General features: G+C 71.2%; 25 protein-coding genes. 6 read left to right on the top strand and 19 right to left on the bottom strand.

The window, feature by feature from the left end; all coding sequences use genetic code 11:
• Nucleotides 1-4: 4 nt before the first annotated feature.
• Entirely contained in the window at nucleotides 5-886 is an 882-nt protein-coding gene (locus H4W81_RS33775; RefSeq protein WP_318782147.1) for a tryptophan 2,3-dioxygenase, read from the bottom strand.
• Between the two features lie 144 nt (nucleotides 887-1,030).
• On the opposite strand from H4W81_RS33775, the gene H4W81_RS33770 reads away from it, so the two are divergent.
• The gene (locus tag H4W81_RS33770; RefSeq protein WP_192778503.1) at nucleotides 1,031-1,486 is read left to right on the top strand and encodes an Lrp/AsnC family transcriptional regulator; all 456 of its coding nucleotides are present in this window, start codon (nucleotides 1,031-1,033) and stop codon (nucleotides 1,484-1,486) included.
• Here H4W81_RS33770 and H4W81_RS33765 read toward each other — a convergent pair.
• The 3 genes from H4W81_RS33765 to H4W81_RS33755 are packed head-to-tail and all read right to left on the bottom strand — an operon-like array spanning nucleotide 1,452 to nucleotide 3,323.
• Complete coding sequence (locus tag H4W81_RS33765) at nucleotides 1,452-1,874, bottom strand: NUDIX hydrolase (protein WP_318782146.1); 423 nt, start codon at nucleotides 1,872-1,874, stop codon at nucleotides 1,452-1,454. The two genes, H4W81_RS33770 and H4W81_RS33765, sit on opposite strands and share 35 nt — an antisense overlap.
• Before the next feature lie 54 nt (nucleotides 1,875-1,928).
• A complete protein-coding gene (locus H4W81_RS33760; protein ID WP_192778502.1) occupies nucleotides 1,929-2,429 on the bottom strand; it encodes an HPP family protein in 501 nt (166 codons plus the stop codon).
• Nucleotides 2,430-2,462: 33 nt separating this feature from the next.
• On the bottom strand, nucleotides 2,463-3,323 hold the full coding sequence (locus tag H4W81_RS33755; RefSeq protein ID WP_192778501.1) for an alpha/beta fold hydrolase: 861 nt from the start codon (nucleotides 3,321-3,323) through the stop codon (nucleotides 2,463-2,465).
• A gap of 96 nt (nucleotides 3,324-3,419) precedes the next feature.
• On the opposite strand from H4W81_RS33755, the gene H4W81_RS33750 reads away from it, so the two are divergent.
• Nucleotides 3,420-3,935 (top strand): CGNR zinc finger domain-containing protein, encoded by a 516-nt coding sequence (locus H4W81_RS33750; RefSeq protein ID WP_192778500.1) that lies wholly within the window; start codon nucleotides 3,420-3,422, stop codon nucleotides 3,933-3,935.
• A gap of 1 nt (nucleotide 3,936) precedes the next feature.
• On the opposite strand, the gene H4W81_RS33745 is transcribed toward H4W81_RS33750, so the two are convergent.
• The gene (locus H4W81_RS33745; protein WP_192778499.1) at nucleotides 3,937-4,416 is read right to left on the bottom strand and encodes an Lrp/AsnC family transcriptional regulator; all 480 of its coding nucleotides are present in this window, start codon (nucleotides 4,414-4,416) and stop codon (nucleotides 3,937-3,939) included.
• A gap of 94 nt (nucleotides 4,417-4,510) precedes the next feature.
• Here H4W81_RS33745 and H4W81_RS33740 point away from each other — a divergent pair, with 94 nt between their 5' ends.
• On the top strand, nucleotides 4,511-5,596 hold the full coding sequence (locus H4W81_RS33740; RefSeq protein ID WP_192778498.1) for a diaminopropionate ammonia-lyase: 1,086 nt from the start codon (nucleotides 4,511-4,513) through the stop codon (nucleotides 5,594-5,596).
• A 317-nt stretch (nucleotides 5,597-5,913) separates the two neighbouring features.
• Here H4W81_RS33740 and H4W81_RS33735 read toward each other — a convergent pair whose 3' ends face one another.
• The 11 genes from H4W81_RS33735 to H4W81_RS33685 form a co-directional block, all read right to left on the bottom strand.
• Nucleotides 5,914-6,120: a cold-shock protein gene (locus H4W81_RS33735; RefSeq protein WP_183653956.1), complete on the bottom strand. Its 207-nt coding sequence runs from the start codon at nucleotides 6,118-6,120 to the stop codon at nucleotides 5,914-5,916.
• A 348-nt stretch (nucleotides 6,121-6,468) separates the two neighbouring features.
• A complete protein-coding gene (locus tag H4W81_RS33730; RefSeq protein ID WP_192778497.1) occupies nucleotides 6,469-6,837 on the bottom strand; it encodes an Mth938-like domain-containing protein in 369 nt (122 codons plus the stop codon).
• Between the two features lie 9 nt (nucleotides 6,838-6,846).
• Nucleotides 6,847-7,398 (bottom strand): DoxX family protein, encoded by a 552-nt coding sequence (locus H4W81_RS33725; RefSeq protein WP_192778496.1) that lies wholly within the window; start codon nucleotides 7,396-7,398, stop codon nucleotides 6,847-6,849.
• A 180-nt stretch (nucleotides 7,399-7,578) separates the two neighbouring features.
• Nucleotides 7,579-8,853 (bottom strand): cation:proton antiporter, encoded by a 1,275-nt coding sequence (locus tag H4W81_RS33720; protein WP_192778495.1) that lies wholly within the window; start codon nucleotides 8,851-8,853, stop codon nucleotides 7,579-7,581.
• Between the two features lie 82 nt (nucleotides 8,854-8,935).
• A complete protein-coding gene (locus H4W81_RS33715; protein ID WP_192778494.1) occupies nucleotides 8,936-9,730 on the bottom strand; it encodes an ABC transporter ATP-binding protein in 795 nt (264 codons plus the stop codon).
• Nucleotides 9,727-10,725 carry a FecCD family ABC transporter permease gene (locus H4W81_RS33710; RefSeq protein ID WP_225958922.1) on the bottom strand — a complete coding sequence of 333 codons (999 nt, stop codon included), beginning with the start codon at nucleotides 10,723-10,725 and terminating at the stop codon, nucleotides 9,727-9,729. The genes H4W81_RS33715 and H4W81_RS33710 overlap by 4 nt, the downstream gene beginning before the upstream one ends.
• Nucleotides 10,725-11,750 carry an ABC transporter substrate-binding protein gene (locus H4W81_RS33705; protein WP_192778493.1) on the bottom strand — a complete coding sequence of 342 codons (1,026 nt, stop codon included), beginning with the start codon at nucleotides 11,748-11,750 and terminating at the stop codon, nucleotides 10,725-10,727. The genes H4W81_RS33710 and H4W81_RS33705 overlap by 1 nt, the downstream gene beginning before the upstream one ends.
• Before the next feature lie 57 nt (nucleotides 11,751-11,807).
• Nucleotides 11,808-12,365: an MFS transporter gene (locus tag H4W81_RS33700; protein ID WP_192778492.1), complete on the bottom strand. Its 558-nt coding sequence runs from the start codon at nucleotides 12,363-12,365 to the stop codon at nucleotides 11,808-11,810.
• A gap of 328 nt (nucleotides 12,366-12,693) precedes the next feature.
• Nucleotides 12,694-14,277, bottom strand: a complete 1,584-nt coding sequence (locus H4W81_RS33695; RefSeq protein WP_192778491.1) for an MFS transporter — start codon at nucleotides 14,275-14,277, stop codon at nucleotides 12,694-12,696.
• Nucleotides 14,278-14,301: 24 nt separating this feature from the next.
• Nucleotides 14,302-15,723 (bottom strand): MDR family MFS transporter, encoded by a 1,422-nt coding sequence (locus H4W81_RS33690; RefSeq protein WP_192778490.1) that lies wholly within the window; start codon nucleotides 15,721-15,723, stop codon nucleotides 14,302-14,304.
• 5 nt (nucleotides 15,724-15,728) lie between these two features.
• Nucleotides 15,729-16,685 carry an NAD(P)/FAD-dependent oxidoreductase gene (locus tag H4W81_RS33685; RefSeq protein WP_225958921.1) on the bottom strand — a complete coding sequence of 319 codons (957 nt, stop codon included), beginning with the start codon at nucleotides 16,683-16,685 and terminating at the stop codon, nucleotides 15,729-15,731.
• A gap of 46 nt (nucleotides 16,686-16,731) precedes the next feature.
• Between H4W81_RS33685 and H4W81_RS33680 the strand changes: the two genes are divergently transcribed.
• Together H4W81_RS33680 and H4W81_RS33675 are read left to right on the top strand one after the other, a co-directional pair.
• Nucleotides 16,732-17,145 carry a helix-turn-helix domain-containing protein gene (locus H4W81_RS33680; RefSeq protein ID WP_192778489.1) on the top strand — a complete coding sequence of 138 codons (414 nt, stop codon included), beginning with the start codon at nucleotides 16,732-16,734 and terminating at the stop codon, nucleotides 17,143-17,145.
• Between the two features lie 154 nt (nucleotides 17,146-17,299).
• Complete coding sequence (locus H4W81_RS33675; RefSeq protein ID WP_192778488.1) at nucleotides 17,300-18,340, top strand: hypothetical protein; 1,041 nt, start codon at nucleotides 17,300-17,302, stop codon at nucleotides 18,338-18,340.
• A gap of 184 nt (nucleotides 18,341-18,524) precedes the next feature.
• Here H4W81_RS33675 and H4W81_RS33670 read toward each other — a convergent pair whose 3' ends face one another.
• Both H4W81_RS33670 and H4W81_RS33665 read right to left on the bottom strand, forming a co-directional pair.
• The gene (locus tag H4W81_RS33670) at nucleotides 18,525-19,400 is read right to left on the bottom strand and encodes an NAD-dependent epimerase/dehydratase family protein (protein WP_192778487.1); all 876 of its coding nucleotides are present in this window, start codon (nucleotides 19,398-19,400) and stop codon (nucleotides 18,525-18,527) included.
• A gap of 22 nt (nucleotides 19,401-19,422) precedes the next feature.
• The gene (locus H4W81_RS33665) at nucleotides 19,423-20,616 is read right to left on the bottom strand and encodes an amidohydrolase family protein (RefSeq protein ID WP_192778486.1); all 1,194 of its coding nucleotides are present in this window, start codon (nucleotides 20,614-20,616) and stop codon (nucleotides 19,423-19,425) included.
• 158 nt (nucleotides 20,617-20,774) lie between these two features.
• On the opposite strand from H4W81_RS33665, the gene H4W81_RS33660 reads away from it, so the two are divergent.
• Nucleotides 20,775-21,338, top strand: a complete 564-nt coding sequence (locus tag H4W81_RS33660) for a hypothetical protein (protein ID WP_192778485.1) — start codon at nucleotides 20,775-20,777, stop codon at nucleotides 21,336-21,338.
• Between the two features lie 211 nt (nucleotides 21,339-21,549).
• On the opposite strand, the gene H4W81_RS33655 is transcribed toward H4W81_RS33660, so the two are convergent.
• Nucleotides 21,550-22,203, bottom strand: coding sequence for a hypothetical protein (locus H4W81_RS33655; protein ID WP_225958920.1), 654 nt, complete (start codon nucleotides 22,201-22,203; stop codon nucleotides 21,550-21,552).
• Between the last annotated feature and the right edge of the window lie 40 nt (nucleotides 22,204-22,243).

Genomic DNA, 22,243 nt, shown 5'->3' with positions numbered 1-22,243 from the left:
CCTTTCACATGTGGGTACGTGCCGACCACAGCTCGGGGAAGACCACCCGCGCCATGCTGCGCTCCAGCCACGCCAGGCCGTTGGACCCGCCGCTGCCCGGCTTGGCGCCCATCGAGCGGCGGACGGCGCGGACGTGCTCGTAGCGCCAGTCGCCGAACTGCTCGGCCACCTCGCTGAGGGCCTCGCCGAGCATGCGCAGCTCGTTCGTCGTGCTGTCGTCGCGGTAGACCTCGACCCAGGCCCGCTCGACCGCCGGGTGCGGCTCGTGCTCGGCGGAGAAGTCGCGTTCGAGCAGCTCGCGCGGGAGGTCGTGGCCGCGGCGGGCGAGCAGGGCGATGGTCTCGTCCCAGACGCTCGACGCCTCGAAGGTGCGCATCAGCTCGCGGTGCACCTTCGGCTGCCGCCTGAACGGCCTGAGCAGCGCGGCGCTCTTCAGCCCCAGCAGGAACTCCAGGTGCCGGTACATCGACGACTGCAGCCCCGAGGCCTCACCGAGCTGGTCGCGGAACCGGTTGAAGTCCGAGGGCGTCATCCACCGCAGGCCGCGCCAGCTTCCGTTGAGGCCTTCCAGGTGGAGGGCCGTACGGCGCAGCGGGGCCAGCGCCGCTCCCACCTCGTCGTCCCGCAGCGCCGTCCGCGCGTTGCGCAGCTCGAAGGTGACGAGCTTGAAGTACAGCTCCATCACCTGCGTGATCACCAGGAACGACATCTCGCCCGGGTCGTCGCTCAGCGGCTGCTGCAGGCCGTGCAGCACCTCGGTGTGCACGTAGGCGTCGTAGGGCACCTCGGTGTGGAACTCCAGGGTCGGTGATCCGCCCGTGGCCATCGCCCGCTCGGCCCGCTCCACGGCCGTCGTCGGCCGCACTTTCTGACGTGTACCGTCCACGTGGTCACCCTCCCTGACTGGCCACCTCATGATGGCCGGTCACAGGGCGGTGGAGGAATGCCGGTTCAACGGCGATATCCCATTATCAGCGTGTAATGAGGGCTATATCCTGGCGACTGCTTTCCGATCGAAAGGTGCCGCCCGATGGACGAGATGGACTGGGAGCTGCTGCGCGAACTCCAGGCCAACGCCAGGCTCTCCTTCAACGAGCTGTCGCGCAGGGTCCACCTGTCGCCGCCCGCGGTCGCCGAGCGGGTGCGCAGGCTGGAGGAGTCAGGGGTGATCACCGGGTACCACGCGCACGTGGACCCGGCCATGGCCGGCTGGTCGGTGTCGGCGTTCATCCGCATGTCCTGCTACGGTCCGCGCTGCGTGCTGCGTGACCCCGAGGTGGCCGACTGGCCCGAGGTGCGCGAGATCCACCGCGTCACCGGCGACGCGTGCAGCATCCTGAGGGTGGCGGCGGCCTCGATGACGGCCTTCGAGGACCTGATAGACAGGCTGGCCGCCTATGGGCAGCCGTCCAGCACGATGGTCCTGTCCAGCCCGCTCACCGGGCACCCGCTCACCGCCGCCCCGCGAGCACCCCTGTCTCCATGAGCAGGGGGACGACCTGCTCGCGGATCGCCGAGGCCAGCAGCGGGACGTACGCGTCGGCGCCGTCGGTCCAGGCGAGCCTGGCCAGCTCGGCCGCCGCCAGGGGCGCCTGGTCGAGCGCCGCGGTGAACACGGCCAGCCGCATCGGCACCCCTTCGAGCGCCGCCACGCCCTCGAAGCGCGCCAGCGGCGCGACCTCGATGGGCGCCGCGCCGAGCTCCTCCTTCAGCTCGCGGGCGAGGGTCTCCTCCTCGCTCTCGCCGGGCTCGGGCTTGCCGCCCGGCAGGTAGAAGAGGTCGGGAGCGCTCTTCTTGCTGACGATGAGCAGCCGCCCGTTCTCGATGACCGCCGCGGCCACGACGTCGATGCCCTCACGCTCGTCTCCATCCACAACCGGTCACCCTGCCAGATCCGTCCGAACGGGCGGCGTCCGGGTCTCCTGCGATCAGCGCCAGTACGTGGGGTAGCGGTGGCCGGGCAGGGCGCGGCCGAGGACGACGCCGCCGAGGACGACGACCACGCTGGCGGCCAGCACCGGGCTGAGCAGGAAGATCGGCTCTGGAGCGGTCAGGCCGACCAGCGCCGCGGTGGCCGTCGCGGGCGGATGCGGGGCGCGGAGCAGCAGCATCGGGGCGGTGGCCAGGCCCGCCGCGACGACGGCGGCCCAGATCGACGGGCCGGTCAGCGCGGTGATCGCGAGGGCCAGCGCGGCGGCGCTGAGGTGGCCGAGCAGGATGCTGCGCGGTTGCGCGAACGGCGCGGCGGGGGCGACCGCCACGATGGCCGCGCTCGCCGCGAACGGCAGCGCGAACAGCGGCAGGCTGGTCGCGGACGTCACGGCGGCGAGCAGCAGCAGCCCGGCCAGGGTGGCCGTGGTGGTGACGAGGATCGCGGTGGCCGAGGGCCGCGCGGGCGCGGCCGGGGGAAGGGACGTCAAGGGTGCCATCGGAGGTCTTCCTTCAGGTCAACGGGGTTTCCGTCAGTCGGACAGGCCGCGGAGGAAGTCGCGGATGAGGGCGGCGCTCTGCTTCAGGCGGGTGGTGAGCGGGAAGTGGCCGGCGTCCAGGAGGTGGATGCGGGCGTCCTTCACGTCCCGTGCGTAGGCGCGGGCGCCGTCAGGGCCGAAGATCTCGTCGTTCCTTCCCCAGACCGCGAGCAGCGGCGGCTGCTGGGTGCGCAGGTAGTCCTGCCAGTCGGGGTAGCGGCCGGGGTTGACGCCGTAGTCGAGGAAGAGCGCCAGCTGGATCTCCTGGTTGCCGGGACGGTCGAGCAGCGCCTGGTCGAACGCCTCGTTGTCGGGGTTGACCAGTGAGGTGTCGGGGACGCCGTGCGTGTACTGCCAGTGGGTGGCCTCACGGGTGAACAGGCCGCGCAGGGCGTCGCCGTTGGCCTGGCTCGGGTCCGCCCAGTAGGCGCGGATCGGGTCCCAGAAGGGGGTCAGGCCCTCGTCGTAGGCGTTGCCGTTCTGGGTGACGATGCCGGTGATCCGCTCGGGATGGCGCAGGGCAAGCCGGAAGCCGATCGGCGCGCCGTAGTCGTGGATGTGGAGCGCGTACCTGGTCAGGCCGAGCGTCTCGAGGAGCCGGTCCACGACGTCGGCCAGGTGGTCGAAGGTGTAGTCCCACTCGTCGGCCGCGGGGGCGGAGCTGTGCCCGAAGCCGGGGTAGTCGGGGGCGATGAGGTGGAACTCGTCGGCCAGCTCCGCCATCAGTTCCCTATAGGCGATCGACGAGGTCGGAAAGCCGTGCAGCAGCACGAGCGTGGGCGCGGACGGGTCGCCCGCCTCGCGGTAGAAGACGTTCAGTCCGTCGATCTCGACTGTGTGGTGGCGGACGGTCATGACAATCCCTCGCTAACCATCTAAAGGAGTTTTGCCGGTTAACGTAGCGTGATTCTGGCAACCGGTCAAATTCCGATAGCGGGTTAGACTGGAGGCATGACGAGAGCGCGACCGCTGATGGGGGAGCCCCTGGCGCTTGACCTGGTCAACACCGCCTGGGTGGAGCAGGACGCCTGGGTGGACTTCTTTGACGACCCGGGCGGGACGGAGGCATGGCTCGCCGAGCACGGACTGCCCGGCGACGCCGATCAGGCGAGGGAGCCGCTGGTCGCGGCGCGCGACGCGCTGCGGGCCGCCCTCGGCGGCAGCGAGGACCAGCTCGACGCCGTCCTGGACCACGGTTCACGGCGGCCGCGGCTGCGGAAGGCGCGGCCGTACGAGGAGACCGTCGTCGACCACCCGTCGTGGCACGCGGCCTGGGTGGCGGCGGCCGACCTCGTCCGCCTGATGGGGGAGCGGCCCGAACGGATCCGCAAGTGCGCCAACCCCGCGTGCGTGCTCTGGTTCTACGACACCAGCAAGAACGGCAGCCGCCGCTGGTGCTCGATGGAGACCTGCGGCAACCGCGCCAAGAGCAGCCGCTTCCAGGAGCGGCACAAGCCTTCGGGCTGATCTACGCTCGCGGGCGAAGCGGAAGCGTCAGACCCACCTTGACCGGGCGCATCACGATGCTGGTGGTGAACCGGCGCACATTGCCGTTGTCGAAGAACGTCCGCTGGGTGAACTCCTCGAAGTCCGCCATGTCCCGAGCCGTCACGATCAGCACGAAGTCGTAGGCGCCGGTGACGTAGTAGCACTGCTGGACGTTCTCGTCGGCGTCCATCTGGTAGCGGAACGCGTCGAGCACCTCCGACTTCTCGCGCTCCATCTCGACTTCCACGATGAACGTCATCGCCTGGCCGAGCGCCTTCGGGTTGAGCACCGCCACCTCGCGCGCGATCACGCCGGTCTCGCGCAGCCGCTTGATGCGGCGCTGGACCGCGGCGGTGGACATGCCGACCTCGACGGCGATCGACTCGGCGATGGTGCGGGCGTCCCGCTGCAGGCGGTCGAGGATCGCGCGGTCGAGGTCATCGAGGTCCGGAGTGCGCATGAACCGCAGATTACCGCCGTGGCGCGCGGCCGAACGACGAAATCAGGGCTGAAGTCGAGGCTTGGCCGCGTGCTCGATCCCTAGCATTTTCCACATGGAGAAGAGCTGGCTGAACACGGCGCGAGAGACCTACACCGCGAGAGAGCGCGAGCTGATCGGCGCGGAGCACGCCGCACGGGCCCGCTCCTTCTTCCGCCGCCACCCCGCCCACCAGGTCACCCCGCTGCGTCCCCTCCCCGCCATGGCCGGTACGGCGGGCGTCGCCGCGATCCAGGCCAAGGACGAGAGCGCGCGCATGGGGCTCGGGAGCTTCAAGGCGCTCGGCGGTCTGTACGCCGTCGCCGGGCTGGTGCGCGCCGAGGCCGAGGAGCGCCACGGACCGTCGCCCACCGAGGAGCAGCTGCGCGAGGTCGCCGCGCGCACCCCGTTCGTCTGCGCCAGCGCCGGCAATCACGGCCTGTCGGTGACGGCGGGCGTGCGCGAGCTCGGCGGCACCCCGATCGTGTTCCTCAGCGAGGACGTCCCCGAGGAGTTCGCCCGGCGCCTGCGCCGGCTCGGCGCGGAGGTACGGCGCAGCGCAGGCGACTACGAGCAGAGCATGGCCGCCGCGCTGGAGGCCGCGGAACGCCACGGCTGGCGGCTGGTCTCCGACAGCTCCTGGGACGGCTACACCGACGTCCCGCTCGAGATCATGCGCGGCTACACCGCGCTGTTCGACGAGGTGGCCGAGGTGGGCGAGGCGCCCACCCACGTGTTCGTCCAAGCGGGCGTGGGCGGGCTGGCCGCGGCGGCCGCCGGGTACGCGCGCGACCGCTGGGGCGAGGAGCCGAGGATCGTCGTCGTCGAACCGGAGGCCGCTCCCTGCCTGCTGGCGAGCGTCCGCGCGGGCCGGCCGACCCGGGTCGAGGGCGGGCGGACCCGGCTCGGGCGCCTGGACTGCCGCGAGCCGTCCCTGCTGGCCTGGCGGCTGCTGTCCCGTCTGGCCGACGCCTTCGTGACCATCACCGACGAGGAGGCCGAGGCCGCCGCCAGGAGCCTGGCCGCCGAGGGCGTGCGGGTCTCGGCCTGCGGGGCCGCCGGAGCGGCCGGCCTGCTCTCCCTCGACCAGGACACCCGTGCCGCGCTGGACCTGGGTCCTGGCTCTCGCGTCCTGATCGTGGGGACCGAAGGGGCGCTCTGACGTGCCGGTGTCAGGGGCCGGGCTGGCGACGCGGGTCGCCTGGTGGGCGTGGATCACCCGGTGACACCTGCACCGCGTGAATCTGGTCACCTGGTGGCGCCGGTCGCGTGGCGGGCACGGCCCGCCTGGTGACGCTGGTCGCCTGGTGGGTGCCGGTCGCTTGGTGGGCGCTGGCGGCTTGGTGAGTGCGGATCGCCTGATGACGCGAGTTGTCGGATGGCGCGGATCGCCTGATGACGGGGGGTCGCCTGGGGACACCAAAAAGCCGGGGCTCGCACCAGAAGGTGCGAGCCCCGGCTCGTGGCATAAGCCCCGAATTAGGCGGGAACGATGTTCTCGGCCTGCGGGCCCTTCTGACCCTGGGTCACGTCGAAGGAAACCTTCTGACCCTCGGTCAGCTCCCGGTAACCGCCCTGGGAGACGATGTTGGAGTAGTGGGCGAAGACGTCAGCGCCGCCGCCGTCCTGCTCGATGAAGCCGAAGCCCTTTTCCGAGTTGAACCACTTCACGGTGCCAGTAGCCATGTCGATCTCCTTTGATAGATGCGGAAGCGAGTTCCGCCCCGCATACATGGGTCGCTTGTCGCTGAGATGACCCCACCCGGAGATGACCGGCAAACAAAAATGCACCTGAAGGTCACATGATGACATCAGGCGCACACAAAGTCTTTGTATGGGTACCACAACTGCAACTTCCATCAAGGTAGCACACATCTGCGTCCAGCGCTAATCGCGCACCACGTCGCGTGTCGCCTGGCCGAAGGCGCGGACCCTGGCGGTCTCGCCGTCGGCCCGCCACAGGAATCATCTACGTCACCGCCCAGCACGGCGTATCCGCCACCGCGGTGGACGCGGTCACCAGGGAGCTGAAGGTCAGCACGTGGAGTGGAACAGGCCACCTACCGGGACGGTCTCCGCCAGCGCGTTGTACCGCTCGACCGCGGCCGACGTCTCCTCCACGTGGACCTCGACGCCGCTGTCCGCCAGCAGGTCCAGCGTCTCGGGGCAGGTCTGCAGCGCCAGCCGCATGCCACGGGACAGGACGATCACCCGGCTGCCATGGTCGAGCAGTTCCCGCACGTCGGCGGGTTGAATGCCGGGCGAGTGGCGCGTGCCGGTCTCGTTCCAGTCCCAGGGCCGCCCGCCGCCGGGGTGGAGCTTGAAGTCCTTGCCTTCACCCAGGCCCTCGACGACCATCCGGCCCCAGGAGAGATGCGTGATCAACGGAGATCGATGCTCCATGACGCGAGCCTACGTGGGGTTCACGACCGGCTCCTCGGCCTCGGCCTCGGACGGCTCGCCGGTGTGCTGCCGGCGGAGAGTGAGGACGGCCGCTGCGGCGCCGAGGCCGAGGGCGAGGGCGGCCACACCCCAGGCCAGTCCCTTGCGTTCACAGCCGAGCACCGCGTCGACCGACAGTTTGCCCGGTCCGTGCACCGCCAGCGAGGCCGCGCCCGCGCCGAGCACGAGCGGGTACTCGAACCCGCCGTGCTGCGCCCACAGTCCCTGGGGCAGGTGGGCGGAGACGGCGGCGTTTGTCATCGTCGCGATCAGACCGGCGGAGGACAGCGGCGTGGCCGCGCCCAGGGCGATTCCCGCGCCAGAGCCGAGTTCGCCCAGTCCCGCGGCCAGGCCCATGAGCTTGCCGTGCGGGTAGCCGAGCGCGGTCATCACCTCGCCGGTCTTGTCGGGGCCGCCGCCGCCGAACCAGCCGAACAGCTTCTGCGCGCCGTGTCCCATGAGCAGCAGCCCGGCGGGCACCCGGAGCATCAGCACGCCGATATCCTCTGCGGTCACTTTCATAGGTGGGTTCTTACCCGCACAAGCCGGGCATTATGGGTGCCCCCAAATGATCCCGCCCTGCGCCGTGCACTCCCGGTCCGACGGAGAGCCGCGGGTGAGCGCCTCGCGGACCGCGGGGCGATCTCGCCGGCCCACCTGCCGAGCGCGAGCCGTCCGGTGACCGCCGGACCGCGGGGGCGATCAGCCTCCTGAGTCGCGTTCGGCCAGTGACGAAGGCCGCGGGGTGTCGCGCAGCCGGTCGAGGCGGGACATGATCGGTGTGGCGGTGACGCCGTGCAGCACGATCGAGGCCACCACGGTGAAGGCGGCCACCGCCCACAGTTCCTCAGCGGGCACGCCGAAGTCGGCCTGGCCGAGCGCGAACGCCAGGTAGTACAGGGAGCCGATGCCCCTGATCCCGAAGAAGGACATGACGGCTCGCTCCCGCGGGCCTGCGGGCCCGCGCAGCTGGGCCAGCCACCCGGTCAGCGGCCTGATCACCAGCAGCAGCAGGACGGCGACGGCCGCGCCGCGCCAGGTCAGCGCGGACAGGCCGCCCGCCGCGACGAAGCCGCCGAGCAGCAGGAGCAGCCAGGCGGTGAACAGCCGCTCGATCTGCTCGATGAAGCCGTGCAGGATGCCGTTGTAGCCGTGGCTGCGCTCGACGTCCCTGATGGCGCAGGCGGTGACGAAGACGGCGATGAAGCCGTACCCGTGGACGAGTTCGGTCAGGCCGTACGCCAGGAGAGTGCTGGCCAGGGCGACGAATCCGTCGCGGTGTTCGGCCAGGCGCAGGTTGTCGGTCTTGGCGTGGAAGAACAGGCGGCCGAGCAGCCTGCCGATCAGGATCCCGGCGAACACCCCCACCGTGATCCGGTAGAGCACGTCGACCAGCGCCCACTCGCCCAGCCACGCGGAGCCGCCGGTCGCGGCCATGGCGATGGCGGCGTAGACGATGGGGAAGGCCAGGCCGTCGTTGAGCCCCGCTTCGGAGGTGAGGGAGAAGCGGACCTCGTCGTCGGCGTTCTCGGCGTCGACGGGCTCACCCACCTGCACGTCGGAGGCCAGCACGGGGTCGGTGGGCGCGAGCACCGCGCCGAGCAGCACGGCCGCCGCCAGCGGCCAGCCCAGCAGCCACCCGGTGGCCACCGCGACGGCCACGACGGTGAGGGGCATGGTCCAGCCGAGCAGCCGCCAGGTCGACGACCAGCTGCGCAGCCCGACTCTCCGGTTGAGCGCCAGTCCCGCGCCCATGAGGGAGATGACCACGCAGACCTCGGTGGCGTGCTCCAGCGCGGCCCGGTGCGCGACGGGGTCCGGCTCCGGCAGCGGAAGGGGGAGCAGGAACAGCAGCAGCCCGCCGAGGAGGCAGGCCAGCGGCAGGGAGAAGGGGAGCCGGTTGAGCACGCTGGGCAGCACCGCGGCCAGCAGCGCCCCCGCACCGCCGAGCGCGAAGATGAGATCAGGGTTGCTCATCGGCTCTACCTGCCCCGCTGACCTCGGGAAAACCACGAGCCGCCGCGCGGGCGTACCCGCCGCGGCGGCTCGTGCGCGGGCTCTACCGCTGTGGTGCGAGCCGCCCGTCCACCAAAGGACGGGCGGCGTAGGCGATCCGGACGATCCCGTCGGTGTCGCGTGCCGCCTGGGCCCGCACGCCGAACACCTCGCGCAGCACCTCCGGCGTCAGAGCGTCGAGCACGGGTCCTTCCGCGACGACTCGCCCGCCGTGCAGGACGACGAGCGAGTCGCAGACGCGCGCGGCGAGATCGAGCTCGTGCATGACGGCGAGCGTGGTGGTGCCGAGCTCCCTGACGAGGTCGAGCAGTTCGAACCTGGCCCTGATGTCGAGGTGGTTGGTGGGCTCGTCGAGGATGAGCAGGCTCGGTTCCTGCGCGAGCGCGCGGGCGAGCTGGACGCGTTGCCGCTCGCCGCCGGACAGCGACCCGAAACGGCGTCCCGCCAGGGCGAGCACCCCCGCGCGATCCATCGCCTCCCGCACCGCCGCGCGGTCTGCCTGTCCCTCGCGGTCGAACAGCCCGTGGTGCGGGGTACGGCCGAGCTCGACCACCTCGACGACGGTCATGCCCGCCGGTGTGGTGTCGTCCTGGAGCACGGCCGCGATCTGGCGCGCCGCCGCGCGTGCCGATCCGGCCCACACGTTGTGCCCGCCGAGCCTGATGCCGCCCGACTCCGGGCGCAGCGAGCGGTAGACCGTACGCAGCAGCGTCGACTTGCCGCTGCCGTTGGGCCCGACCAGCCCGACGATCTCGCCTGGCTCGGCGACGAGGGAGACGTCGTGCAGGATGGGCACGCCGCCGAGCCTGACGCTGACGTCGCTGACGCACAGTCTCATGCCTCCTCCCTGCGCAGCAGCCAGATGAAGAAGGGGGCGCCGAAGACCGCGGTGAAGATGCCCACGGGCAGCTCGGCCGGGCGGTCGACGGTGCGCGAGAGCAGGTCGACCAGCACCATGTACGTCGCCCCCACCAGGGTCGCCACGGGCAGCAGGCGGCGGTGGTCGGTGCCGAAGGCCAGCCGTACCAGGTGGGGGATCATCAGCCCGACGAACCCGATGCCGCCCACGACCGCCACGACCGTGCCGGTGAGCAGGGACGAGACGACCAGCAGCCCGATGCGCGCGCGCCGTACGTCGAGGCCGAGGGCCGTCGCCGACTCCTCACCTGTGACGAGGGCGTTGAGCCGCCTGCCGTACAGCATCAGGCCCAGGGCGCACGCGGTCACGGCCGTCGCGACGGCGGGCAGCTGGTCCCACTGCGCGCCCGCCACGCTGCCGAGCATCCAGAACATCACCTTCCTCAGCTCGTCGGGGTTGGCCTGGAGCTGCAGGTAGCTGGTGGCGGCGAGCAGCACGTAGCCCACCGCGACCCCGGACAGCACCAGCCTGGTGGGGGTGAGGCGGCCCTGCCGCTGCCCGAGGACGAACACGATCAGCGAGGCCAGCATCGCCCCGGCGAACGCGGCCGAGGAGACGCCGAGCCCGCCCGCGACGGCCGAGCCCATCGTCATGACGAGCACCGCGCCTACAGAGGCCCCTGAGGAGATTCCCAGGACGTACGGGTCGGCGAGCGGGTTGGTCACCAGCGCCTGCAACACCGCTCCCGCGATGGACAGGCCCGCGCCCGCGAGCGCGGCGAGCAGCACCCTGGGGATCCGGTAGTCCAGGATGATCTTCGTGTTGACCGGGTCGCCTGCCTGGCCGGTCACGATGTCCCAGGTCTCGGCGAGCGGTACGGTCACCGATCCGACGCCGACGGCGAGCAGCATCCCGGCCAGCAGCGCGGCGGCGAGGACAGGCAGGCAGACGGACAGGGGGAGGCGGCGCAGCATCAGAACCTCTCCGGGTGGAGCAGCCTGGCGATCCGCTCCACGGCGACCGCGTTGTCGGGGCCGAGATAGGCCGAGTCCGACAGCACGACGTAGCGCCGGTCCTTGGCCGCCTGCCAGTGCGGGAACTGGGCGAAGAGCTTCGCGGCCTCGGCGTCGGGGTCGGGGTTGCGCCAGTTGACGATCACCACGGCGTCGACGTCGGTCTTCGCCACCCGCTCCTTGCTGAGGTTGGCGAAGATCTCCTTGGTGGCGTCGCCGAACGCGTTGACACCACCGGCCTTGTCGAAGATGTCGTTCCAGATGCCGTTGGCGCCGATCGAGCTGAACTCGGCGGCGCCCATCTGCATGCCGGGGATGATGTACATCACCTTCGGCCTGGACACGCCCTCGACCTTGGCCGCGATCTTCTTGATCCGCCGCTTCGACCGCTCGATCAGCTGCTCCGCCCGGTCGCTGACCCCGTAGATCCTGCCGAAGTCGCGCAGCATGTCGTAGCTGTCCTCGATCGTCTGGGTGCCCTTGACGGTGCCGGGGCCGCCGCAGGTGGAGTCGGGCAACCAGGTGTTGGCGCCGATCTCGAGCAGCTCGGCCCTGGTGGCGTAGCCGTTCTGGGCGTCGAAGTCGAAGCCGGTGGTGCCGATGACCAGGTCGGGACGCAGGGCGAGCATGCCCTCGCGGGTGATGTCCCAGCTCCCTTGCTGGATCTTCGCCTTGGGCAGCCGGTCGATCGCGTCGGCCCGTCCTGGCACGTCGGAGGCTCCGTAGTTCTGGGCGTTGCCGACGATCCTGGCTTCGAGGCCGAGCGCGATCAGCGAGGAGACCTGGCCCACCGCGCCACCGCTCATGAGGACCGTACGGCTCGGCGCTCTGTCATAGGTGTACGTCTGGCCGCAGTTGGCGATCGTGACCGGATAGCCGGGAGCTGCGGGCGGCACGGCCGTGGCGGATCGCGTCGGTGATCCGCCGCACCCGGCCGCCGACAGGCCGAGCACGGCAAGCGTGGTGAGGGCATGCGAGAGACGCATGGGAGTGAAGTCCTTTCAGGGCACGCCGAAACAGGCGCTGTCTGGCGGAGGAGAAATTCAGCGACAGAAAGCGACCGCAGGCGGCCCTCGCCTGCTGACCACGGACCTGAGGAGCGCCGACCGCAGCCGAAGGGCCTCGGGGAAGGCGGGCACCGGCCCGCGCCCGACTGCCGGCTCCGGCGCCAGCCACGCGATGATCAGGCGCAGGACGCGGGCGCCGGCCAGCCGCAACAGCGCCCACACGGCCGCCTCGCCCCTGGCCAGCCAGACGGCGGTCAGCGTCACGGCGGCGCCGTGCAGGATCGTCATGCCGAGGCCCGGCGTCGCGCAGTGGAGGTGCTGGACGACGCTGTCTCCCGCGGGCGTGGCGTCGACGACCGCGAAGATCACGTGCATCCCCGCCTGCACGGCGGCCAGCAGCGGAAGGATCACCCGCAGATCGCGCTCGCGGCCGGTCAGCGGCAGCGCGGCGAGCAGGGACAGGCCCTGCCCCCACGCGGCCGTCTCCACGGTGACCGTGCCCCCGGCGAACACGTGGGCCAGCACGCCCAGACCGACGCACACCGTGGCGAAGGCCGTGGCGCGGGCGAGTCGGAGGAGGAGGGCTGCCGGCATCGCGGCACATCATCGCACGGGCCCGGAGCGCCCTCCCAGACGGTCCGGTTGACGTTCGAGATCGACGACGCCTTTCCCGGCCGCCCTGTCACCATGGCGCACCTGCTCACCCACACCGCGGGCTTCGCCGGCGGCGACTTCGGCACGGGTGCGGCGAGCCCGGGGCAGGTCCACCCGCTCGGCGCGTATCTGGCCGACCACCAGCCCGCCAGGATCCGCCCGCCGGGCACGTGCTCGCCTGGCGCAGGGGCTGGTGGAGCTGGGTCGGCCGGACGCACTACACCTGCGTCGCGCTCGCCGAGGTGGCCTACCTCGCCGTGGCCGCCTCCTACAACCTGCTGGGCTGACCGCCCGGGGGCACCTCGATCCTGGACGGATCGTCCACCTCCGGGGTCTGCTCCGCCGTGGGCCGCACGTGGCGGAGGAAGACGAAGGCGATGCCGGCCGCGACGAGCACGATCCCCGCGCTGATCGCCGCCGACACCTGCAGGCCGGAGGTGAAGGCGGCTCCGGCCGCGCCGAGCAGCTCGTCGGCGGCCGGTCCCGGCAGCCGTTCCGCCGCGGCGGCGGCCCCGCCGAGCGTATCCCTCGCCGTCTCCGCGACCGCGGCCGGAATCCCTTCCGGTACGGCCAGCTGGGTCCGGTAGACGGCGGTGGCGATGCTGCCGAAGAGCGCCAGCCCGAACGCGCCGCCGAACTCCTGGACGGTCTCGGACAGGGAGGAGGCGGAGCCCGAGCGCTCGGGCGGCGCGGACCCCACGATCAGGTCGGTGCCCAGCACCCAGAGCGGGGAGGCGCCGAGGAAGAAGACGACCTGCCCGGTGACGACAACCGCGAGGCCGGACGTGGCGTCCGCCTGGGTGATCAGGGCGACGCCCGCGGCGGAGGCCAGCAGTCCGGCGCCGATCACCACGGCGGGACGCAGCCGGCGGGCCAGCAGCGGGGATATGACCAGCCCCGCGGTGACCGCCAGCGCGGGAGGCAGCGACCACAGTCCGGCTTCCAGCGGCGACAGACCCAGCACCAGCTGCAGATACTGCGCGGAGAGCAGGCCGATGCCGGGGCCCACCAAGATGGTGATCATCAGGGTGCCCAGCGACGCGGTGAACTTCCGCTCCGCGAACAGCTTCAAGTCGAGCAGTGGATCGGCCAGCCCCCGCTGCCTGCGCACGAACACGACACCGAGGGCCAACCCCGCCAGCACGGTCAGGACCGGAGGGAGCGCGAGGCCGTACGCGGCGATCTCTTTGAATCCGTAGATCATCGCCAGGATGGCGGTCAGGGAGAGCAGCACACTGGTCACGTCGAGCCGACCGGCCCCGGGATCGCGGTACTCCGGCAGCAGGATCGGCCCCGCGACCAGCAGCACCGCCATGACCGGCACACCGAGCAGGAAGACCGAGCCCCACCAGAAGTTCTCCAGCAGCACCCCGCCCACCACGGGACCGAGCACCATGCCGCCGGTGAACCCGGTCATCCACAGGCTGATGGCCACCGTGCGCTGGCTGGGATCGTGGAACATGTTGCGGATCAAGGAGAGCGTCGAGGGCATCAGCGTCGCCCCCGCGACGCCAAGCAACGCCCGCGCGGCGATCAGCAACTCGGCACTGGGCGCGTAGGCGGCGAGCAACGAGGCCAGGCCGAAGGCGGCGCCGCCGATCAGCAGCAACCGCCTGCGGCCGATGCGGTCACCCAGCGTGCCCATCGTGATCAGGAAACCGGCGATGAGGAAGCCGTAGATGTCGTTGATCCACAACAGCTGGGTCGCGCTCGGCCGCAGATCCGCGCTGAGCATGGGCACGGCCAGGTGGAGCACGCTCATGTCGATGGAGAGCAGGAGGGTCGGCAGGACCAAGACGGCAAGGCCGATCCACTCCCGCCGACCCGCTCTGGCGATCACATTCTCACTCATGTGACCCCACGCTAGGACCTCGAGTTAGGTTGAGGTCAATTCGTGGTCAGCCGAGCGCGGGAGCAGCGCCAGGAGGGCCACCAGGGCGACGGCCACGGGCACGCCCCAGAACAGGACGTCGGGGATGGCCGTCGCCGTGCTCTGCGGGTGGCTCTGGAGCTGCCTGGCGAGCAGGTTGCCGAAGATGGCGACGCCGAGCGACATGCCGAGCCCGCGTACCGACACCGCGGCGGACGTGGTGGCCGCGAGATCCGCGGGGGTGGCCGCGTTCTGCGCGACGACCACCAGGTTCTGCATCAGGAGGCCGAACCCGGCGCCGAGCACGCCGAGCTCCACGGCCAGCACCGCGTACGGCGTGCCGGTACCGAGCTGGCTGAGCAGCGCGAACCCCAGCACCACGATCACCGAGCCGGCGATCAGATAGGGCTTGAACCGGCCGCTCGCGCCAATGCGGGCGCCGGCGAGGAAGGACACCGCCATGAAGGTGACGACGTAGGGGTTGAGCGCGAGGCCCGCCTGCGTGGCGCCCATGCCGTAGGCGGCCTGCAGGTAGGTGGGCAGATACACGATGGAGCCGCCGAGCAGCGCCCCGAGCAGCGCGGTGGCGGGCAGCGCGACGCGCAGCGCGGGGTTGGCGAACAGCCGTGGCGGGAGCAGCGGGTTGGCCGCGCGCCGTTCCCACCACACGAACAGGGCAAGGAGGACGGCGAAGGCGCCGATCAGCGTGAGGATCACGAGGGAGGTCCAGGCGTGGACGCGGCCGCCCCACTCGGCCACCAGCAGCAGGCTCACCGTCGCGCCGACGATCAGTGCCGAGCCCGCGACGTCGACCTTGCCGCCACCGCCCGGCTTCGGCAGGCGCAGCGCGAAGGTGACGAGGGCGATGCTGAGCAGGCCGAGGGGCAGGTTGATGTAGAAGATCCAGCGCCAGCCCACGCTGTCGGTGATCAGCCCACCGGCGAGCGGGCCGCCCACGCTGGCCAGGGCGAAGACGCCGCCGGTGAAGCCCTGGACCCTGCTGCGCAGGCGCTGCGGGTACAGCTCCGACAGCGCGATCGTGGGCAGGACGAACAGCGCGCCCGCGCCGATGCCCTGCAGGGTCCTGGCGGCCACCAGCTGGGGCACCGTCAGCGCCACGCCGCACAGCACGGAGCCCACGATGAAGACGGCGATCGCGGTGACGAAGACCGCGCGCCGCCCGAAGCGGTCGCTGATGCGGCCGTAGAGCGCGCCGGTCGTGGTCGAGGCCAGCACGTAGGAGGTGATGATCCAGCCGATCGCGTCCATGCCGCCCAGGTCGGCGGCGATGTCGGGCAGCGCGATGGCGACCACCGTCTGGTCCAGGACCGACAGCAGCATGCCGAGCAGCAGGCCGGCCGTGGCGAGCGGGACGTTACCGGGCTTCGACGGCGCGGCGGAGGCCGTCCGGGTGAGTTCGCGGGTCACGGCGCTCAGCTCCTGGCCTGTGCGAAGGGGTTGGGCAGGTCGAAGTCGGCGCTGAGCAGGTCCTGATCGATCACCGCGGCGGCGACGGTGCCGCCGGCCGCGGCGGCGATGACGGCGGCCATCGGCATCGGTACGGTGGCCCGCCGCGCCATGTCGCCCGCCGCGTAGACGCCCGGCACGCTGGTCTGGCCGAACTCGTTCACCTCGACGCAGCCGTCGGCGAAGGTCTGGCAGCCGAGGCGGACGGCGAGGTCGGAGCGCTGGCGCGGCACGTTGACGACGAACACCGCGGCCCTGGCGAGTGGCGGGCCGGTCTCGAACACGATCTGCTCGAGCCGGTCCCCCGTGCCCTCCAGACGGGAGATGGCCTCGCACCGCACGGTGACGCCGTGCGATTCCAGCGTCGCCCGCAGCGCCGGGTCGAGCGGCTGGCCGCCGGTGCAGAGCGCGACGTCGGAGGCGAAGCGGCTCAGCTGCAGCGCCAGCCGTACCCTGGCCGGTTCGGCGCCGATCACCGCGACAGGTTCGCCGGTGCACTCGTAGCCGTGGCAGTAGGGGCAGTGGAAGGCGGATCGGCCCCACAGCGGCTCGACCCCGCGCGGGCCGGGCAGGTCGTCGGCGAGGCCGGTGGCGAGCAGGAGCCGCCGCGCGCCCGCCGAGCCGCCGCCGGCCAGCTCCAGGTGGAACCCATCCAGAACGGTCACCGCGGTGACGGTGTCGTGGCGCAGCCGAACGCTCGGGTAGGCGGACAGCTCGGCGCGGCCGAGTTCGCGCAGCCGTGCGGGCGGCGTGCCGTCCCGGGTGAGGAAGTTGTGCACGGCCGCGGCCGGGGCGTTGCGGCCCTCCCCGGAGTCGAGCAGGAGCGTCGTGCGGTGCGCGCGGCCCAGGGTCAGCGCCGCGGCCATCCCGGCAGGGCCCGCGCCGACGATGACGACATCGAACAGCTGGTCGTTGCTTGACATGGAGGGAAGTCTGCAAGTTAATGTCAACATGAAGTCAAGTGGCACCATGGCCATCGGAGAGCTCGCCGAACGATTCGACCTCGCGCCGCACGTGCTGCGGCACTGGGAGGCCATGGGCCTGATCACCCCGGCCGCCAGGGTGAACGGCCGCCGCCGCTACACCCGCGACCACGTCATCCGGATCATGACGATCATCCGCGCCAAGGCGGCGGGGATGAGCCTGGAGCAGATCAGGGAGATCCTCGCCGTCTCCGGTCAGCGCGAGCGGCGGGAGATCCTCGAACGGCACCACGCCGAGCTGGAGCGGCGGCTGCACGAGATCGCGGCGTCCAAGGCGCTGATCGAGCACATCATGCAGTGCCGGGCCGACGACTTCACCCAGTGCCCCGGCTACCGGCGTCTGGCGGAGACGGAGGAGCTGAACCTCAGCGACGACATCTGCGTGGTGCCGACCCCGTGACGCGGTCTCAGGGTCCGAGTGTGTCTCTTTCTTTCTCGGTTGATTCCTTCCTGAGCCTTTTATGGGAGCGGCGGTTTCGGCAGGGTTTCGTTGATCCACGCGCCCTTTCTCTATCTCCGGCTGACAAAAGTGCGAGGCTCTAGGGTTTCCAGTCATGGAAATCAAGGCGGTGCTGGTCGGTCAGGCACATCTCGGGAACGCGGTCCGTCTGGTGGAATCGCCGTGGGCGGTCGAGGTCCGGCGGGGGCGGTCGCCGAGGATGCTGCACCTGGAGGGCGCGAGCCTCAGGCTGTACGACCTGGACCGGTTCTTCGGCGCGGGAACCTCATTGATCAACACCTTCCCGGCGCCGTGGCCGGCCGAAGAGGCGTGGGAGGCGGCGGTCGGTCCGGACGGCGACGTCGGCGTGTTCTGCCATGACGGGGCGGTCCGCGCGGTCGCGCCGTCCGGGGTGGTGTTGTGGGAGCATCGCGGCCAGGAACGGCAGTCTCCGAGCGTGAACCGGTCCTCGTGCCAGGTCTCCGACGACGGCCGGCACGTGTGGGTCCTGCTGCCCGGCGCGTCCTGCGCGGCGGTCTGGCGGCACGACGGCGAGCCCTACCCCTACGCCGGTGATGAGTGGCTCGTGCTGGCGGCCCACACCGGACGCGTCGTGGCGCGGGCGACGCTGGGCTGCGCCGCCGTCGGCACGCAGCATCTGCCGCATCCCGACGGGCTGCACATGGGCCTGGGCGTCGGAGAGGGCCAGGACGGCCTGCGCGTCTACTGGGGCCGGTTGGAAGAGGACGGCCTGCGCGTGTGGCCGCACGAGGACGACTACCGCATCCTGGTCGACGTGCACCCCAACGGGCTGTCGTATCTCACCTGGGCCCCACCGGACGAGATCGCCTGGCACTCCTTCCCCGGTGGAATCGTCATGCGCCGGCTCGAGGCCGCTGACGCCTGGCGTCCGGCCGTCGGGGAGGCCTACTGGGACGACTGCGGCTACGTCGACGCCGGCACCGTGATCGCCACCGCGACGGCCTACGCCGAAACGCCCGAGGACGCGCGGCACCTCCTGATCGACGCCTTCAGCGGGGAGGTGCGTGGCGACGTGCGATACCCCGGGCCCGTGCCCCGGTCCGCCCGCCCGCTCGGGGACGGCACCTGGCTCACCGCGGAGGGCGACGCCCTCTTCCGCTGGAAGGCGCGGTGAGCACGCGATCAAGGCCACAACCGTGTCCTGCCGAACCTCGACATCGAGGGCGAGAGCCTGCACAGGGAACTCGCCACCCAGCACGACGGCCCCAAGCAGGCCATCAAGGTCTGACCTCCGTGTCACGTGCGTCCGGCCGGAGCGAGCGGTTCGCTCCGGCCGTCACGACCTGGGTGTCCCAGGGTCAGCGGTAGGAGCCGTCAAGGAGGTCGGCCACGGCCCCCTGGCGCTGGGGCTGCCAGCCGAGCTTCTCGCGCGCGGCGGCGCCGCTGACGCTCTGGTCGAGCGCGAGGGCGTCGGCGAACGGAGCGCCGAGCGCCTCGCGCGCCTCGTCGAGCGGCCAGGCCTGCGGCCGCGCGGAGATGCCCGCGGCCCGTCCGGCGGCCGAAACAAGGTCATGGACGGTCACCGCGGGCTCGCACACCCCGTGCCAGAGCGTTCCTGCGGGCGCCCGCTCCACCACGGCCACGAACAGGTCGGCGAGATCGTCGATGTGCACCATGGGCCAGCGCACCGACTCCTCACCGATGAACGTGGGCGCCCCGTGCTTGCGCGCGAGGTCCACCAGCAGGGCCGGAATGCCTCCGCCGCGACCGTGCACGATGCCAGGACGGATCACCGAGGTGCGCACCCCGTGCTCGGCGGTGTCGAGCACCTGACGCTCGATCCGCGGCCGGTAGCCCACGATCGGGATGGGGTTGGTGGGGCTGCTCTCGTCGACCGGGCCGGGTCCGGTGGCGCCCAGCACCCAGACGCCGCTGGTGTAGACGAAGGCCCGTCCGCTGCCGCGGAGCGGGTCGGTCAGCGCGGCGACCGCGTTCGCGTCGGCCTCGGCGTCGCCGGTGGGCGTCGCCAGGTTGACCACGGCGTCGATGTCGGCTGTCACCGCCGAGGTGAGCGACCGCGGGTCGGTCAGGTCGCCGACGCGCCGCTCGCGCCGCCGGCTGGACTCGCCGTCGCCGGGTCGGGCCAGCTCGACGACCTGATGCCCGGCCCCTTCCAGGTGTTCCGCGACAGCCGATCCGACGTAACCGCTAGCGCCGATCAACAGGATCTTCACAATGACCTCCGTCAACAGATACTTACGGGGTGACCACGAGACGGCCGCCCGTCATGACAAGAAAGGGGTATTCGAGGCTCTTGACGGCGCCGTGTCCCTGCCGGATGTCTCCGGCCGCGGCGACGAGGTCGGCGGGAGCGCCGGGGCGCAGGGAGCCCAGCGGAGCCAGCCCGAGCTGCTCGCCGGCCAGTGAGGTGGCCCCTGCCAGAGCCTCCTCCAGCGACAGCCCGACGTGCGTCATCAGGCTGAGCTCCTGCGAGTCGAAGCCGTGGGGGATCTCGGGGTGCGCCATGTCCGTGCCGTAGAGCAGCCTGCCGCCGTGGGAGACGAAGAGCTTGGCGTTCCGCACCGCGCCCTTGGTGTGGGACTGCGTGTCGAGGGTGCCGACCATGCGGACTCCCCGCCGGGCGGCCTTCTCGAGCAGGTCTTCGGGGATCGGGTCGCTCGGGCTGTGCGCCCATTCGTCGACGCCCGCGTCGAGCGCGATGCGCGCGCCCCGCTCCTCCCCGATATGGGCGGTGACCTTGCGTCCCCGCCGGTGTGCTTCCTGTACGACGGCGCGGGCCTCCTCGACGGACGGCAGGGGCCAGGGCGGGGGAGTCGAGGCGTGGTCCCCGCTCCACGGCGCCCCCGCTTCTCCTCCAGGCTCCAGCGCGAGCTTGATGACCGCGGCTCCCTGGCCGACGAGCCTGGCCACCGTCTCGCGAGCGGACTCCGGGCCGTCGATCACCGCGGCCAGGCCGGTTCCCCACACGGGGATCGGGTAGCCGCCGGGCACGGTGACGAGCGGTCCTGCGGCGACGTAGCGGAGCCGGCCAGGACCTCCGTGACCTCCGTGCGCGGCGCGCAGGTCTCCGCCGAGATCGCGGATCGTGGTCACCCCATGGGCCAGAATCCGGTCGAACGGCACGCGATTCTGCGTGGCGTGAACATGAAGGTCGATCATCCCCGGAGCGATGGTGGCCGGTCCCAGGGCGAGCCTGCGTGCGGAGGGGTCGCGCACCGCTCGCGCGGGACCGGATCGGATGACTTTGCCGCCCCTGACGAGCACCGCGGCCTTCTCGACGAAGCGGTGACCATCGAACATCAGGTCGGCGGTGAGCAGCAGCCCGTCGTCCGCCGCCGGCCCGAAGGTCCCTCCCGAGGTGCCGGCCACTCCGACAGTGGCCATGGCGCCCAGCTTCAGGGTCTCGCGGCGGGTTGTACGAATGCGCATGTCTTCCTTCCGAGCCGCCCTCAGCCGCTCTGAAGTAGGTTCTTGTAGTGCAGCTATGAGATTATTTTCGTAGTGCCACTACAGTCAAGTTGTGGCTAGTCCGCAACGAAAGGAGAAATTTCCCCACTGGTTATCAACCGTCACTACGATCACTCGCTGTGTCACCCGACAGCGGACCCGCGCCGACCCCCGAATCTGTCTTCGTCGACCACAGCGGTCGAGGCCGGCGGCTGGTCATGGTCGGCTCCATCGCCTTCAGCACGGTGGCCCTCATGCTGCTCGCCTTCGTGATCGGCAGCCTGCTCTCCGGCACGACGCTCACCGTGAGCGGCTGGCCGGGCGGCACCGGCGACCGCCCCGACATCGCGGCCTCGCCCGAGCGCTCCGAGTCGACGGCGACACCCAGGGCGAGCCTGTCCAGGCGGCCCACCCCTGCGACGACACCCCCCGCGACACCCACGGCGACACCCACGCGAACCAGGGTCACCCCCACGGCGAGGCCCAGCAGCACCCGGTCTGCCGTGCCTTCGCGGCAACCCCGGTCCGAGCAGACCGTGAACCCGGAGCAGCCCTCGGGCAGCGCCGAGCCGAGCGCACCACCGGCCACCGAGCCGCAACCGGGCACCGAGCCGACGTCCACGCCCACCGGTGACCAGCCGCCCGGCCAGGACAAGACCCCGCCGGGACGGGACCCGGACAAGGTGAAAGGCCCCAAGGACTGAGGGCTCAGGACAAGCAGGTCCGGCCGCCGCCCTCGCTCCTTGCCCGGCAGGAGACCGGCTCGTCGCCGCGTGGAGACCGCGCGGGCGAGGGCCGGACCGAGCCGCCCGCCGTCCCGACGCCGCCGCTGCTGCTCGGTGATCCAGTCGGTGGCGTCCGCGGTGCTCGGCCGGCACACCGTGCGCGGCGAGGGGACGTTCGGCTGATCGACCGTCAGGCGACCTTGGCTTCCGGGGCCTTCCAGGTGTTGCAGGCGCTGGGCCCGCCGGCCTTGAAGCCCTGGTCGAACCAGTGGCGCTCGTTGCCCTTCAGCAGCGACTTCCAGCTCTTGACCGGACGACCGAGCGCCTTGGCCGCGGCTCCGGCCAGGCACGTCTTCTGGTAGGCGTAGCGGCGCTCCTGCTCCTCGAGCTCCTTCTCGTCCCCGTGATAGTCGAGGGTTGTCGCCGCTCTGGCAATACCGGTCTCGACGAGGACGGTCTCGCCGTAGACGGCGGCCATCCCGTGGAAGACGGGCAGTTCGTTCCTGGCCTTGATCCAGTCGTCCGCGAGCCCGACGTAGATCCCGTCGAAGGAGACGAAGGGCCACGACTTGTACTTCTTCTTGCCGTCGGGCTCGTAGTGGATCTCGACCTTGATCGCGTCCCTGCCCCAGGCCTTGTCCAGGCAGCCGACCAGAGTGCGGATGTACTTCTCGGTGGCGGCCCTGGTCGTGCCCTTCTTCGGCGTGCACGACGTCTTGGTGAGCTTGCCGGCCCGGTAGAGGTCGTTGTTGGTCAGCTCGGGGGCGCCCTGGATGGGGGAGGCGGCAGCCGTACCGGAGAAAAGGACCAGCCCCGCCGCTGCGGTGGCTAATGCTCGAATCATCACAAAGCGGGATGTTAGGGCTTCATCGGCTGCCGTGATG

Origin of the sequence: Nonomuraea africana (assembly GCF_014873535.1) — a bacterium.
Lineage (GTDB): Bacteria > Actinomycetota > Actinomycetes > Streptosporangiales > Streptosporangiaceae > Nonomuraea > Nonomuraea africana.
The sequence above is the reverse complement of the archived record's forward strand: the minus strand, read 5'-3'. Positions and strand labels throughout refer to the sequence as shown.